Here is a 15,321-nt window from a genome sequence, read left to right as displayed (position 1 = left end):
TGCTGATCGAGGTAGCGCCGGCTCATTATCGGCCTTGCCAGCCATTCGACAACCATCCCTATCAACCGCAGTACCCAGAGACAATACAGATGAACACCATCCAAGAACTGAAAGCCCGCCGCGACACACTGACCCTCGAAATGGAGAGCATTCAGCGCGATTTAATACCCTTTGAAGAGGCGCTGGAAAGTCCTGAGGTTATCCAACAGGGCCGTCAACGGGCCGTGCAGGATGAAATCAACGATCACAAAAGACGCATCGACTCGCGAGATCTTGAGATCCGCACCCTGAACCAAAAGATTGATCGCCTTGAGGCACTAGCGAACCGTGAGAGCTTGGCTGCGGGCTACATCAGCGCCATGGCGACCTGGAAAGCCGACGTGATGGAACTCAACGAGAAGCGCAGCAGCATCGAGACCCGGTTGCAGCAGGTACGCCAAAGCGATCAGGAAGACATGGCAAAGGCTCGACAAGCTGAAACGGGCGCAGCCACCGCTTATGCACAGGCTGTCGCCTGGGGCGATGTAGAGGGCGAGAAAGCCGCTAACGCGGAAGCTCAAAAAGCCGCAAAAAACCTCACGGCTGCGGTTGAGCATCATCGCCGTCAACAACTGCTCATCAACGCCCTGGAGCAGGAGCTGGTGACGATTGACCTGCACATAACGGAGGCACAAAAAGAACACGCCAAGATCGAGAACAAAGCGGCTCATCTGGCGAACACAGTGTTAGAAGAAAAGTGGAACGAGGCCGCCAAAGCGCTGCTGGAGACGGGCGGTCAGCTGTGGGCCGCACGCAATCTGATTAATCGAGACCCGGTTGCATTGATGAAGCTAAATATCCCTGAACAGGGCGAGCGCTATGGAAGCTGGAACTGGGAAGAACTTGCAGATCGCTCACGCCAACACAGTTTGATTGACCTATTGGCAGCCTAACCCAAACCTCCCCGAAGCAACCGGCGAGGGCCGGTTGCTTCGGGCCTACCATCGGTCCAATCATGAACAAACCACCACAGAACAGCGCAAAGATGCCTGATTACCTAAAGGCCCGAAAGATTCATTTGAACGGGATCATTCTCACCATGGCCAATACGAAAAAGCTCAATTCAAGAGCAAACAAAGCCAGTGAAGTCGAGACGCTCACGATTGATGCAATCAAGGCAGAGCTTGATTTCATTGACCTTCAGCTTAAAAGAAAGAGGGGGTAATGAAAATGAGGAAGCCTTGCAAGCTTCCGCTACATAAATTCTAATGCTAACGCGAGAACTTAAACTCATAACCTTTACATGTCACCCGCAGATGCCAAGTATAGCAGATTTTTCAGAACAACGTCATTGATTCACTACGTGCCACATCGCCCCATTCGTTCGGAAAAATCTAATCTGAAAATGCGAAAAAACAAACTGAACCGCGCCAAGGTGCAACACTCATTCATCTATACTTTAAGTGCTCTGGACAGCGAAACTTAAGCCATTCTCCCCAAATTAAAATTATAAAACTATTAAGCTGCTCGACAGGAAACCGATAAATCTATTATTTTTGCCTTAATGTACCCTAGATACTGCGCTTCAGTATTATGAAAAGCTTGATGCATTAAGATATCTGAACTGAAGAAAGAGGTTTTCCGATACAGACACTTCTGTGGTTCTCCAGCGCTACATGCTTGGCACTGAGGGACTTTCTCCAGCATGCAATTCCCTGGCAGGCCAAGCATTGCGCTGTACAGATGATCAGAATAGATTTCGCCGACCCATTTCCCCTTACATATTTTTAGCATGGTTTCCAGTGAGAAACTTAAGTTCAACCCCTTAGCAAATGCATCAAGCTCAGCTTTTTTATCCATTACCTTTATATGCAGCCCTCTATTTATTATAGACTTTATAGAATCAGAATAGCCAAACTCAGCCGTATACCCTTGATCACAAGCCTTTTTAAGTGCTTCAAGCGAAACATAATACAGGTAAGAAATCTCACTAAAAATAGAATCAAAAATAGTTTTAGCCATTTCCGGACTAATGAGTTTTTTTGTGGCACTAGTAAATCTTGGAATCAAAAATTCGACGGAGCATGCACTAACATAGTGGCTTTCAATTGAATAATAATTTAACGAAAAAATAGCAGGATCCAAATCCAATTCATTTCGGTAAAATCGAGCATCACGATCAATTATACCCAGCACGAACTTCTCTACCGGGAGCCCCTCAGCAGCATTTCTGATTTCAGAAATATTATCAAGAACGCCTCGACAACCTTCCCTACCTTTAGAAAGCGTGGCTGCAGCGTATACGTCACAGTCCACGTTTACCGAAAGCGACAGCCGCTCATAAATTGGAATATCATCAATGCCCTCGACAATAAGAACAGGCATTTTTGTCATAATCGCAAGATTTAAAAGCTCATCTGCGGCAAAAGTCATCTCTGGAGTGGCTTCACTCATCCGAGTATCTCCGATGGTTTCAACTCAACAAGAGTAGATGGCCTACCTTTAGCCAAAATAGGGCTGTGAGAAGCTAAAATTATTTGTGTATCAGGAGCCAAGTCCTCGAGCAGACCTACCAAGTTCCTCTGCCAGCTAGCATTTAGTGAAATTTCCGGCTCATCGATGATAAGAAAATCACGATCTCTAGCATCAATAACGACCAAGGCGAGAAAAGTAAATAAATGCCTCTCTCCGCTTGATAACGCATCGACACCTAATCGCTCGCCACGAACAACGAGACTTATACCTTCGTTATTTATTTCAAGCTCTTTACGCTCGCCCAAAAAGCTTGAAAAGGTCTCAACAAAAATATTGATTGAATTTAAAAGTTGCTTTTCAAACTTTAGCTCTTTAAGCATATTCCAAATTAGCTGCCCCAATATTGGGTTCGTGGGAGCTGTAAAAATTGCTCCCGTCTCACTCATATCCTCAAGAATCCCAATAATTCTATTCTTAAAGTTATTTTCAGGACCATCATTAAGCGCCTCAATAATACGTTCTTTACCGGCCGCAATCAACTCACCCAAATTTTCAGGAATACCCATAACCGCGGACTTATCTGAATCAGTTCCAGAGTCGATGGCTATTGCTAACGTATCAAACAACGCATTCTGAATTTGTTCAGACGCATAAGATCGGGCGACTCGATATCTATCTAAAAGCAGGGATTCAATATTGGAGGTATTGATGCTTTTTAGAAAAGCGTGCTCCCTGTCAAGCTGAAGTTCATTAGACTTCACCCTACGTATTTTACGCGACCTTACCGTCCCTTGCCGAGTCAGGAAGTCTGCAAGCTGCTCCGAAATAGCCAGCGCAGATGTACGAGTAAAATTGAATTCGCCCTGACTAATTAAAAACCTATAGATATCCGAACTTTCGACTGCCGCTGCCTGGATTGTTGTACCTCGATCCACGCCAAGTGATAATGATCGAGAACTCGATAATGGGCACTCATCAAAAGCCTGCCAGTCATAGGACTGTATACCGCCTACACCTTGCCCTCCCAACAACGAACTCCCTACACCTTGCCCACCAAGCAAGTCGGAACGTGGAGCAATCCGAATGGTGTGCTTTTCGTCCATCTTATCGACATAGGTAATTTCAACACTTGCTACTTTTTCTTTTATTAAAGCAGCTTCATCCTTGGAGAAAACCGCGTGTATAAGTTTAAGAAACGTTGTTTTACCACTACCATTAGTTCCATAAATAATAGATGTCTGTGAACCAGAGAATACGACGTGAGCTTCTGTACCCGATGCTTGAAAGCCTCGAAAACGTATAGATTCTAAAATAAGTCTCATGGGAACATCCTTTTTTCCGGTACAGAAAATGAAAATATCCATGAGTTTTATCAAATTATTGCGATGGATTCCATAAAATCTATAGGAATATCCATCCAGCTTGCCCCACCGGGATCACGCGTTCGCGCCTTCGCACGCTGCAGGCGACAGCAGAGTGAGCGCGCTTAATTTTGTTGGGGTCTCGCTCTGATAGACCGTCTCCCCCTTCAGATTTACTATCTGCTAGACGTGTAAGTGGCAGCGGCTACAGGCACAACCACGGGATTGACTTTCGTCGGAAAATCATGCGATATTTCAAGGTAGCCACGAGCGCCTTGCATACTTCCGAATTTAAGCTAATAACGGACTTTAAAGTGAGGAGTAAATCTCCGGCGAGCAATTCATGCTACAGATAGAAAACTATCAAAAAGTTATACTTATGGAGCTATAGGCGTTGGCAAACAATCTATTTATATCATACGACCTAAACTCTCCTGGTCAAAACTACGAGAAACTCATTGCGGCAATTAAGACGCTTGGCCCTTGGGCTAAATTGCAGCAATCATTTTGGTATGTAAATTCAGCTCTTGATGCAGCAGCAGCCGCAAACAAACTAAGAGAATTCACCGACAACAACGACTACTTAGTTGTAGTAGACGCCACAAATAACAATGCCTATTGGTTTAACTGTATAGAGTCGGTTTCAAACCAATTAAAAGAGCAGTGGTGGATCTAGTCTCAATCCAGCCCACACAACATTTCTAATTTACCTTTTGATGTGATCATTTATCACATCTATCACTGGTAATGCACACAAGAGCATTTGCCTATATCCCCCCCCAACAATTTTGCTTTCACGCATAACAAAAGCAAACCCACCACTGACATAAATCCATTACCAAGCTATCGCCCAAGCATCTAATAATAAAAAGTCAATCCACTATCGGCAGCAACCGCTTAAATTAAGCCTCAAGCATCTCTTACTGCGCCGCTAAAACTCTTCCTTTCTTAAGCTTGCTTGTATGTCTTCACGCCTCCCATCTCGCTCATAAGTTTTAGCAACTGACTCTAGCATCGCAGCCACATTAGGATGAGTGTGCTGTACGCGCTCGCCCATATCCTTGTAATGCGTGGCCAATGTTCGCTCCTGACCCCCGCCGTCACATGGGGATCGAATAGTTGAGCCCCGTTTATTCAAAGTTCCAATATAGAACCCATGCCTAATCTCCTCTGAATCAGAGTCATCTAGCAGAACTCTTGCAGGAGTGAATGGCCACGTTCCATCGTCGTCGGCAGGTGCATGAGCAAGAATCTGCCCCAACGTTTGGTCGCCCATGATTGCCCGGTCCGCATTACAACAAAGCTGCCGCGAATTACTGATAAATTCGTTGAATATACCCACATCAATGCTGCCGTCGGCCTTAGTTCCTGGCATGCGCTTACACGAGTGCAAAATACTCCAAGCACGTCTTGCCGCCGCACTAGCATTCTCATTCAGCTCCTCACGCTCCCTATGTTCAGGCTTACACATCAAACAAATCAGATCCTTAAAGAGTTCTGGCTCTGACATGACCCCCTCGTATAACGCTTCTGCCTTAACTTCGCGCCCATACTGAAGAAGTGGAAACAACCCGAACTCAAGCTTAACCAATTCCACCTTTTCAATTTTTTCGGATTTCTCAAGCCGCTCTAGCATCTTTTCAAGATGCCAAGACTCCAGCCTTAATCCGATCTCTCCTCCACTCTGTATTAACTGCTGGAGTGCTGAAAAAATCTGCCCTACATCAGTTTTCTCAAGGGAGTACTGACAGTAATGAAGAGCGCTCAACGGTCGCTGAGCATTTAATAAGCGCTCTAATACAAACCCTAACTTCTCATCATCACGATAGTGATTAAGTTGAATAACTTTCCAATAGGCGGCTGAAACTTCTGGCCCACATGCGTCTACTAACTGCCAGGTTTCCCACGATGGGGCGGCATAGCTCAAAGCACGAGCTATTTTATCCGGAGCCCACTTGCACTGTTTACCCAGAATAATTACCTCCTCAAGCAATGCCCCAGAGGCGACTGGGGAGAGTGACCGAAGAAATCCAGTAATACATTCTGTAATGTTCGTCCCAGCAGTAAAGTCCTCGTCACTCGCCGTGATCCACTTACGCCACAGACTATTGCTCCAGCTAACGTCAACTAACACAGCACCGACAACACGAGGCTCGGCGCACACCTCAATCAGATTCTCAATCCCAGCTGTGCCCGCGAATTGAAAAATTTCGGTTAGTGCTGAAATTCTTTGATGGGTTATGGCATTACTGAGCTCCTGGCTATTGTCACTAGACCCCCGGCTAGGTAACTCCGGCCAATAGTTATCAAATAACCAGCGATAGCGGATAATCAAATTTCGCGGGACCAGAATCTCATAGCAGCTCTCCACCGATTCAAGCCACTTATCAAGTTCGCTAGTTTTCAAGTCGTCATAATTACGATGCCAGTGGATTATTTGCCGTAATGCGATACGGATACTTTCCCTATCTTGGTCGCTCGTCGACGCTTGTGTGAAGGGTTTGATCAACCCCGATACCTTGAACCACTCCTCCTTTTCCCTGAATGATGTTTTTTGCAGCAATGAAACAATTCGGATGGCGCTACCTTCGCTTAGCTGCAGCAGCTTATCCTTGACTACGTCAAGCATTTCATCCATCTCAGTGTAGCTCACGCCATGACCAGTTCCAGCGTCATCTTCACGCCATTTTGGCCGCTGAGCAGGAAATGCTATCTGTTGCCCACGTTCCGCTAGTTCTAAAAGAAGCTGGAAAGCCGTATCTGAGTCCTTTTCGCACAATAGCTCAAGAACTTTAATGCGTTCAGGCAAGTTGGCCGCGGTCTGCGGGATCCATGTCCGGAAGATACTGAGAAGACATCCAATAGGTTTGTTACCCCAATTCCCCTTCATAGGTACTCGACCCAACTTAGCAAGGACTAATGTCACGGCAGCTAAGCGTCTTGGAGACCATGCAAGGACCTCCAGAGCCCAAAGCAAGCCAGAGTGCCAGCAGCGCCCGCCTAAACCAGACTCACTAGATTCGGTGATAAGAGCGGTCACCGGAGCATCCGCCATTCGCAGGCTGTTTTGCACGACACGTAGAAACTCGTCTGGTGCCGCTTCTGCTAGGGTTGGTAGGTATGACGCCAGTGAAAGCCAGCGCCGCCCATCTCCCCGATTAAGCAGTTCGTGGACCAGGTTAGACACCCGATCTTCTATGTTCAGCGATTGGAGCCCAGCTTGCTCGGGTCCCCGTACTGCTAGCTTCATAAGCGAATCGCATACAGATTCAAACAGCAGATCTGATTGTGGATGGACCTTGCCGTGCAGTTGTGCCATCCACCGGTCTTCGACCGGCAAATCTAATTGGGGGTCATTTGTCGAAAGCATTTCCTTAGCAATTGCAAAAAAACGATCCAATTGGCTGCTGGCAATTCGTCCGCCGCATTGACCAAGTAACTCCAGCGGCGATTTGGCTTTCCATACATCTCCGATATTTAATAGCGGGGCATCATCAAGTAAAACTAGTTGGCGCAGATCTAATTCGATTTCCTCATATGAACAAGCCGCGAGGCGTTCTACTATTTTTCGATCAGTTAAATTGTTCGCGTGCCAAGCGCCCAATAGGCAGAGTATGGGCAGCCTAGATGCTGATTGAGCATCTAACCAAGCTGGGCGATGAACTGCTGGGTTTGAAGCTCTGTGTCGCCGGAGTACGGTCCACGAGCGTCCTGTGCTCATGGCATAACGTTTGGCATCGGATTCTTCCATCCCAATCAGAATCAAAGCTTTCTCGAACTCGTATATGTTCGGGCGCTCCAAGATCAGCTCAGTCCCCGTTGGCCTATAAGCCAGATCGCCAGTTGCATGGGGCACAATTACCTGCAAGTCGTCGCGCAAGGTAGGATTGACAGCGGTTTCGGTCCTTGCCGAGATGGCTATCCTTAGCTGAGGGTTCGCCTCCACGTAGTGCCATCCTTGAGGCTCAGTCACAACGAGGGCACAATTTTGTAGGTGACCTAAGCTCATTACCACCGCCACCGTAAATGCTACGGCCTCCTCCACACTCTCCGCCCTTATCACCAACGGATGAGTCGAGTCAGACTCTATTGTGGCCTCTTGGATTTTTTTACCCAATTCGCCGATCACTGCGCTTCGGTCCATAAATAGAGCGTCGGGAGTAATGGTCGGCCTGCATTGCCGTGCCCACGAGTCCCAGTATCGAGAAAGGCTGACGACCCCCCAACCACTTAATCCCAACTCTTCAGCAAGCTGCAAAGCTACTGCCGGGCGTTGCTCAAGCCACTGCTCCAAATCGTCCGCATCATAGGCACGAACATCGGCCCACTCGCCTTTGCTGCACTGTTCCGCAACCCAACAAGTCTTTTTTATCCAACGCCGAGGAGTGACAAATACGAAGGTACATACCAAACGTTCCTCGTCGCTCATTTGCTCTACCCGCTTTAGGTAGTCGCTGTTCGCTTTACCGATCACGTTCTGGTCACAACCGATTTCCCACCGAGATGCTCCGACCGGTACCCAGGCATCGCCTTTTTCACTGAATAGTGCACCGTCCCAGCCTGGCACATAGGTGGAGTCACCCGAGGGGAAGGAAATTTGACGGGTAGATTCCGGTTGAAAACAGAGTCGCCTAATCCAGCGCGGTAGATCGCCTTGGGCCTCTTTGGCTCGCGTATTTGCCCAAGTGGCAATGTGGGAGGCAGTTACACGCATAAATCACTCCAAAAAAGTGGACGCACTTCAAAGCAGTCGACGGTTTATTCGCTTATGTAGCGCCCCCCATCAAAGCTCGGTCCATCTTAGTACAAGCAACCGAATAAGACGGCACTCAAGAGTTGCTCGTCATCGAGTTTTTCGCCCGTAAGCACTTGAGCGAGCTTGGCGACCCTAAGCCGATTAGCCAAGTCGCGAGCATTCCGAGGCTCCGGGGTAGCTGTAATAGGCTAGAACTCCAATACCGGTTGCAAAATCCCGAGCACACCCACTCGGACCGGACCGATTCACTTCACAGACTCTATGGGAATAATGTAGCAGTGGTATATCCAGCTTATGGCAGCAGTCAGCATTTGGCTCCGGTGCACATACGGACATTGTTTTCGTCACTACTTAGATAGAGCACTCAGCCCAATCAGATAGCTATTCATGTAACATCTGTTGATCATGTAACACGTTAGCCCGAAAGCAACACATAGCGGTGTAACACACGAAATATACTTTAATTTCAACAAGTTACAATCGAATGTAACACACGTAACACCCGTAACATGTTTTTTTGGTAGGTATCCCCTAGCCCCTTGAAAACGTTTCCTTCAGCGAAGGACCCTGGTCGCTTTGCTTACTTGAAACATGGCGGGGCCCCTGAGACATTCTTGGAAATACGGGGCATAGAACCCGCGCGTTCGTGTTAGCGGCTGGATTTTTTAAGTTGGTTGACAGGTTGACGTGGTTGACACCCATCACCGTGGTTGACGCTATGCAGGTGTTCACTATCAGCAACAGATACAGCCACCTTTACCGAAGCTGTAACGATGGCCCTTTTTCTTCAAGATTCTTTCAATTTCAACGATTGAAATTTCAGTAACTTCCAATGCCTCCCACTAACTCGATCCCGCGGGTTTCATGCCCCGTACCTCGCCTAAAGCCTCAGGGTCCCCAGCGATTTCTAGCATCCCATCAACGCTTTCGTTATCGTCTCGACCTTCCAGAGGTTCAAGGATGAGAGACATGTTTTGGAAACGCGATAGAACGGTGCGAGTAGAGCTCACCACACCGATCAACATAGAGCAGTCACCACCTGGGCAACCTCCCGTCGACCGGGTTAGCACCCTGGCTGCCAATCAAGCAAAAAGGATCGATGCCGACTTGGTGTTCAAGTTCGGAACGTTCTTTATCGTGCTGTCGCAGGCGTTTCTCATCGTCTGGGGTTATCTGGAGCTTGCGGCATACTACGAGCAATTTGGTATAGGAACGACCGAGCTTGAGCTTGGCACGCATACGCTGCTGGTGTACGGATATAGCTACACGTTCTCCGAGCTAATGGGCACTGTAGATGCGGTGCCCGTACTCGGTGCGTACATCCCGCAGATCGTGTTTATAGGTATTGGTGCGGCGGTCACATTTCTCTTCTTTGCGATGCACGAAGCCAGGCCGGTATGGAGTACTTTCAAAAAAGGTATGTTGGTAGGCATCATGCTTTTGCTGGTATTTCTCGCTCCCACGCGAGCCGTTCGGAACGGCATCGAAAGAGCAGAAGGAGTTTACGAAGCTGAAACCGGAGTGCACGCAAGCTACGGACTATCAAGAGAACACACCATTGTCACTGATCAGAAAGAAATACTTACCGGGCGGCTGATCGTGGCAGACACCAAATCGACCTATATCCAAATCAAAGACGCTGTCTACAAAATCGACAATGCCTCAAACCGCGTGATGAGAAAGACGCTGCTCAAGCCAGATGTCAAAACGCAGTCTAAAAAGACTACGGGGGATGCTGGCCCGAGCACTCCTAAATCCCCCTAGGAAACCGCCTCCTGTATGCCTACGTGTATGCCTAACCGAAACCGACCCGACAAGGACCAGCAAATACGGCACTTCTCACGCCCAGTTCAAACGACGCCGGGCCACCAGATATAACAAGAAAGCCCCAGCTCAAAACACCTGGGTCTTTCTTTCAGTCGACGGCTTAACGTTTCCGCAACGCCTCCAACAACGCCGGCAAGTCTTCCTCAGGAAAACGCTGATGCAACGCCAGCAGCTTCTCATCCGCTGCCTTGCTTTGCCCTGCCGCACGCAGGTTCACAATCTCCTGCAACCCCTCCTCCAACGAAGGTAGCGCCACCGGCGCGCGCTTGCTGAGTCGGGTGCTCGACTCGTCCGCCATTGAGCCCATGACTTGCGCACTCTCGGCTTTGGGCGCGATGGCCAGTCGGGCCACGGGGGCAGGGGCGGACATTGGTGGCGGGGCTGGACGTGCGGCTTGCTCTTGAGGGGCTGAGAAGGTCGCGGTGGAGATTTCGGGTTGCGGCACAGGCGAGCGCATCACTACGCCGATCATCAATGCCACGCCTGCGACGGTGGCGAATGCCATTTGCCAGCGTGGCCGTTGGCAGGCTTGCAGCCAGCGTTGCCACAGGTTCGGCTGCGGGGCTGGGGCTTCGCGGCGGGCGGCGTTGAGGATGAAGGCGTCGAGGGACGCGGGCGGTTCGCCGGTGCTGTGTTGACGGAAATGCTGGAGCAGCACGTCGTCGGGGTCCGGGGTGTGTCGGGAGTCGGTCATGCGGGTATCTCCTCGGCCAGCAGGCGGCGCAGTTTCTGCTGGGCGTAACGCAGGCGGCTTTTGACGGTTTCCAGCGGGGTGCCGGTGAGGGCGGCGATTTGCGGCACTTCGAGGTCGCCGTGCAGGCGCAGCAGGAAGACTTCGCGCTGGTCTTCGGGCAGGCCTTGCAGCGCTGCATCGAGGCGGGCCTGGTCGCGGCTCAGGCTCAGTTGCTGTTCGGGGCCGGCGCTGTCGTCAGCCTGGGCGTGCAATTGCTCGTCGTAGCTGTCGTGCAGCGGGTTGTGGATGCCGTGCTTGCGCCAATGGTCGATCAGGCGGTTGCGGGCGATCTGGAACAGCCATGTGCGAAAACTCGCCCGGCCTTGTGGCTGGGTGGCGCTGCGGATCAGGCTGAGCCAGGTTTCCTGGTAGATTTCCTCGGCCAGTTCGGCCTTGTTGCTCAGGGATACGAGGAATCGGTACAGGCCCTGGCGGTGCCGCGCGTACAGGGCTTCGAACGCGGCACTGTCGCCGGTTCGGTAGCGGGCCAGTAGCGCTTCGTCGCTGGGTGAATCATCGGGTACGGCCATGTAGGTGGCGAACTCCTTTCGATGGATCAATGCAGATGACCTGTGGGAGCCGGGCTTGCCCGCGATGCAGACGCTTCGGTGTTTCAGTCACACCGCAATGATGCTATCGCAGGCAAGCCAGCTCCCACATTGGATCGTCGTTGCATGGGCAATCAGTGTTTGAGGCTTTGGGCCAGTTCCACCAGTTGCACGAACTCATTGCGCAGGCCGAACGGGTCATTGCCTCGGGCCGAGCGGGCCAGTGCAGCGGTGTCCTGCAGGCTCATGCTACCAGTGTAGCGGCCATCGCCCTTGAGCTGTTGGGCGAACGCAGCGACGGCGGCGGCGAAACGCAGGTCGTCACTGGCCTTGCCCGAAACAGTGCTGATGGGCCGCTCGATCAACTGGCTGTCACCTCCCGCAGCAGGCTTGTAGCGCACACGCAGCATCGCAAGCTCAGCGGATTTATCCTCAGCCGCCGGCACCGCCGCGTAACGCAAAGGCTCCAACCACCCCTTCTCGCCCTTCGGCACAATTTCGTACAACGCCGTTACCGTATGCCCTGCACCGATCTCACCCGCGTCGACCTTGTCGTTGTTGAAATCCTCACGCTTCAAGGCGCGGTTTTCATAGCCGAGCAGGCGATATTCGCTGACGCGTGCGGGGTTGAATTCCACCTGCAGTTTCACATCCCGAGCCACGACCGCCAGGGTCGAACTGAGTTGGTCCACCAACACTTTGCGCGCTTCACGCAGGGTGTCGATGTAGGCGTAGTTACCGTCGCCCGCGTCGGCCAGTTGTTCCATCAGGTGTTCGTTGTAGTTATCCACACCGAAGCCCAGGGTGGTGAGAGACACGCCACTTTTACGCTGCTCTGCGGCCATCTGCTTGAGGCTGTCGAAGTCGCTGATGCCCACGTTGAAGTCACCGTCGGTGGCCAGCAGGATGCGATTGATGCCCTTGTCGATAAAGCCTTCGCGGGCCATCTGGTAGGCGAGTTCGATGCCGGACGCGCCCGCCGTGGAGCCGCCGGCAGTGAGTTGGTCGATGGCGTTGCGGATCTTCTGCTTGTCACGACCCGAGGTAGGCTTGAGCACCACCCGGGATTCACCGGCATACACCACCAACGAAACACGGTCCTGTTCACGCAACTGGTCCACCAGCAATTTCAGCGTGCTTTTGACCAGCGGCAAGCCTTCGCGGCGGTCCATGGAGCCGGACACGTCCACCAGGAACACTAGGTTGGCCGGCGCCAACTCTGCCACGGCGCGGTCGGAGGCCTTGATGCCGATGCGCAGCAACTGGGTGCGAGGGTTCCACGGTGTGGCGGCCACTTCGGTGGTCACGCCGAAGGGCGAGCCGTCGGTGGGCAGTGCGTAGCTGTAGGGAAAATAGTTGACCATTTCCTCCAGACGCACAGCGCCTTCGGGCGGCAGGCTGCCTTGGTTGAGGAAACGTCTTACGTTGGCGTAGCTGCCGGTGTCGACGTCCACGCTGAAGGTTGAAACCGGCGTTTCAGCCACGCGATGCACCGGGTTTTCCGGCAGGTTTTCGTATTGTTCGCGGGGTTCGCTGCGGTATTCCATCGCGATGGAATCCTGCATCATCCTTTGTGCGCTCATGGGCGCAGGCATGGGCATGCGTTTAACCAATGCGCCTTGTACGGGGACACTTTGCAGCTCGGAGACCGGCGCAGCTTCGGCAGGCTCGGCCGCATCATGGGAAGAGGACAGGCCACAACCGGCCAGCGTCACCAGCAAGGTAACGGCAAAGCCCTGGGCAGCAGGACGCAGGAAGAGCAGAGGGCGGGACATGGGCTGAACCTCGTGAATGAATGATCCGTTCACAAGGTCAGACGCGAGGGGCTGGCTGTTCGGGTTAAACCGTTCGGCGGGACAGGAAAACCTGCCCCGCCGAACCGCTCAATCAGTCAGTACCGTATTTCGGGTTATGTGGACCGTACAGGATCCCCGCACGCTGACCCGGCGACAGCAGGCGCGCACTGGTGATACCGGCAATCGGATGCGCCGCGTCGGTGGAGCTGTTGATCACTTGCTTGACCGCCGCAGTGATCAGCATGCCGATGAGGCCGCCGCCGTTGTTGTTGCCTTCCTCGCTGGACGCATGCGCCGAGCCGGTCCACAGGGTGGTGCCGGTGCGCAGGTCGACCAGTTTGGCCGAGGCCGTCACGGAGGTGTCGCTGGAGATCAGCATGTACTTGGTGCCGTAATTGGTAACGGTGATGTACAACGCCGAATCCGCGCCGAAGATGTCATGCAGCTTGGCCAGTGGCACCGCCTGGATATCGTTGGCGGTGGTCAGGCCGTTCTGGCGGAAGGTTTCGTCCACCAGGGCGATCGGCAACACGTAGTAGCCAGCCTCGGCCAGCGGGTAGGTCACTTGCGAGACCATGCTGTAGGACGCCTGCACTTCCGGCGACTCATTGATCGGCGGCAGGACCAGGATCGACTTTGGTCGTGCCTGTTTGTATGCCGTGTAATCAATGGTCTTGGGGGCTGCGCAACCGCCGAGCAGGGCCAGGGCCAGCAAGGCGCCCGTGAGTTTCAACAGGCTCATTTAGTGGCGACTCCGGTCTTGGCGTTCTTCAGCAAAAAGTCCATGTACGAGGCAGACTCAGGGAACAGCGCCTTCTCGGTGCGGAATTCCTGCACCATCTGGTCATCCTTGCCCAGGCTCAGGTACAGCATGCCCAGGTGGGCGTGGTAACCCGGCGGGGCCTTGCGGCCACTGGCGTTGATCTTCTGCAGGTCCCGCTCCAGCGCCTCGACCTGCGCTTCCTTGGGCTCGCCCTTGAAGTATTCGTAAACCTGCGGCTGATAACTTTCCCATTGATACAGCGGCTGGGGCGCCGTCTGGCACCCGGCGACCGTCGCCACTGCTGTCAGCATCAGCGCCAACTTGACTGCCTTGCTCATCCTTGTACTGCTCCTTGAAGTGCTGCTTGAGGTGCTGCTGATCAGTTGCGTGGGTTCCAGGCGCCAGCGTTGATGCCGTCGACAAGGCGGTTGATGGCTTCACGCATGGCCAGGTCGAGGACCTTGCCATTGAGGGTGGAGTCGTAGCTGGCGGTGCCGCCGAAACCGATCACTTCACGGTTGGACAGCGCGTATTCACCGGCGCCCTGGGTGGAATACACCACTTCGGAGGTGCTGATGTTGACGATGTTCAACGCGACTTTGGCGTAAGCCACTTGGGTCTTGCCACGCCCGAGGATGCCGAACAGCTGGCGGTCGCCGGTTTCTTTGCGGCCAAACTCGGTCACGTCGCCGGTCACGACGTAGTCAGCGCCCTTGAGCTTCTGCACAGTGCCTTTGATCGCGGCTTCCTGGGAGATCTCGCCCATGTTGTCGCGGTCCAGCACGCTGAAGCGGTTGGTCTGCTGCAGGTGGGTGATCAGGATGGTCTTGGCCTGGCCACCGAGGCGATCAACGCCGTCGGAGAAGATGCCGCGCATGTAGCTGGAGCGGTTGTCGAACTTACCGACTGCAATCGGTACCCGCACACCGGAATAGGCGACGTTGGCGCTGGCGACTTGTTCCACCGGCATGGCGCGATTGCTCTCCGTGGCGCAACCGGCCACGGTCAGCAGCGCTGCGGCGGTGAGGCCGGACAGCAGGATTTTGGACAGTGTTTTCACAGGGTGCTCCTAAGTGGGAAATC

Annotated in this window: 13 protein-coding genes; 4 read left to right on the top strand and 9 right to left on the bottom strand. The window is 52.4% G+C overall.

The window, feature by feature from the left end; translation table 11 throughout:
* Positions 1-89: 89 nt before the first annotated feature.
* Positions 90-932, top strand: coding sequence for a hypothetical protein (locus tag PF1751_RS00875; RefSeq protein ID WP_044286448.1), 843 nt, complete (start codon positions 90-92; stop codon positions 930-932).
* A 62-nt stretch (positions 933-994) separates the two neighbouring features.
* Complete coding sequence (locus tag PF1751_RS00870; RefSeq protein WP_226994536.1) at positions 995-1,204, top strand: hypothetical protein; 210 nt, start codon at positions 995-997, stop codon at positions 1,202-1,204.
* 293 nt (positions 1,205-1,497) lie between these two features.
* On the opposite strand, the gene PF1751_RS00865 is transcribed toward PF1751_RS00870, so the two are convergent.
* Both PF1751_RS00865 and PF1751_RS00860 read right to left on the bottom strand, forming a co-directional pair.
* The gene (locus tag PF1751_RS00865; protein WP_044286446.1) at positions 1,498-2,433 is read right to left on the bottom strand and encodes a DUF4435 domain-containing protein; all 936 of its coding nucleotides are present in this window, start codon (positions 2,431-2,433) and stop codon (positions 1,498-1,500) included.
* Entirely contained in the window at positions 2,430-3,776 is a 1,347-nt protein-coding gene (locus PF1751_RS00860; protein ID WP_158497706.1) for an AAA family ATPase, read from the bottom strand. Before PF1751_RS00860 ends, PF1751_RS00865 begins: the two co-directional genes overlap by 4 nt.
* Before the next feature lie 433 nt (positions 3,777-4,209).
* Between PF1751_RS00860 and PF1751_RS28110 the strand changes: the two genes are divergently transcribed.
* Positions 4,210-4,491, top strand: a complete 282-nt coding sequence (locus tag PF1751_RS28110) for a hypothetical protein (RefSeq protein WP_044286444.1) — start codon at positions 4,210-4,212, stop codon at positions 4,489-4,491.
* Positions 4,492-4,746: 255 nt separating this feature from the next.
* Here PF1751_RS28110 and PF1751_RS00850 read toward each other — a convergent pair whose 3' ends face one another.
* Positions 4,747-8,529 carry a hypothetical protein gene (locus PF1751_RS00850; RefSeq protein ID WP_044286443.1) on the bottom strand — a complete coding sequence of 1,261 codons (3,783 nt, stop codon included), beginning with the start codon at positions 8,527-8,529 and terminating at the stop codon, positions 4,747-4,749.
* 1,011 nt (positions 8,530-9,540) lie between these two features.
* Here PF1751_RS00850 and PF1751_RS29375 point away from each other — a divergent pair.
* Positions 9,541-10,335 (top strand): hypothetical protein, encoded by a 795-nt coding sequence (locus PF1751_RS29375; protein WP_226994535.1) that lies wholly within the window; start codon positions 9,541-9,543, stop codon positions 10,333-10,335.
* Positions 10,336-10,498: 163 nt separating this feature from the next.
* On the opposite strand, the gene PF1751_RS00840 is transcribed toward PF1751_RS29375, so the two are convergent.
* The 6 genes from PF1751_RS00840 to PF1751_RS00815 all read right to left on the bottom strand — a co-directional run bounded on the left by PF1751_RS00840 (position 10,499) and on the right by PF1751_RS00815 (position 15,298).
* The gene (locus PF1751_RS00840) at positions 10,499-11,092 is read right to left on the bottom strand and encodes a hypothetical protein (protein WP_044286442.1); all 594 of its coding nucleotides are present in this window, start codon (positions 11,090-11,092) and stop codon (positions 10,499-10,501) included.
* The gene (locus PF1751_RS00835; RefSeq protein ID WP_010214223.1) at positions 11,089-11,661 is read right to left on the bottom strand and encodes an RNA polymerase sigma factor; all 573 of its coding nucleotides are present in this window, start codon (positions 11,659-11,661) and stop codon (positions 11,089-11,091) included. Before PF1751_RS00835 ends, PF1751_RS00840 begins: the two co-directional genes overlap by 4 nt.
* Before the next feature lie 152 nt (positions 11,662-11,813).
* A complete protein-coding gene (locus tag PF1751_RS00830) occupies positions 11,814-13,454 on the bottom strand; it encodes a vWA domain-containing protein (RefSeq protein WP_044286441.1) in 1,641 nt (546 codons plus the stop codon).
* A gap of 112 nt (positions 13,455-13,566) precedes the next feature.
* Entirely contained in the window at positions 13,567-14,217 is a 651-nt protein-coding gene (locus PF1751_RS00825; RefSeq protein ID WP_044286439.1) for a DUF799 domain-containing protein, read from the bottom strand.
* Entirely contained in the window at positions 14,214-14,576 is a 363-nt protein-coding gene (locus PF1751_RS00820; protein WP_010214227.1) for a DUF4810 domain-containing protein, read from the bottom strand. Before PF1751_RS00820 ends, PF1751_RS00825 begins: the two co-directional genes overlap by 4 nt.
* Before the next feature lie 41 nt (positions 14,577-14,617).
* The gene (locus PF1751_RS00815) at positions 14,618-15,298 is read right to left on the bottom strand and encodes a CsgG/HfaB family protein (RefSeq protein WP_010214228.1); all 681 of its coding nucleotides are present in this window, start codon (positions 15,296-15,298) and stop codon (positions 14,618-14,620) included.
* Between the last annotated feature and the right edge of the window lie 23 nt (positions 15,299-15,321).

Source organism: Pseudomonas simiae (genome assembly GCF_000934565.1).
In the GTDB taxonomy this organism is placed as follows: domain Bacteria; phylum Pseudomonadota; class Gammaproteobacteria; order Pseudomonadales; family Pseudomonadaceae; genus Aquipseudomonas; species Aquipseudomonas simiae.
Note: the sequence above shows the minus strand (reverse complement) of the source record. Positions and strands in the feature narration are given on the sequence as shown.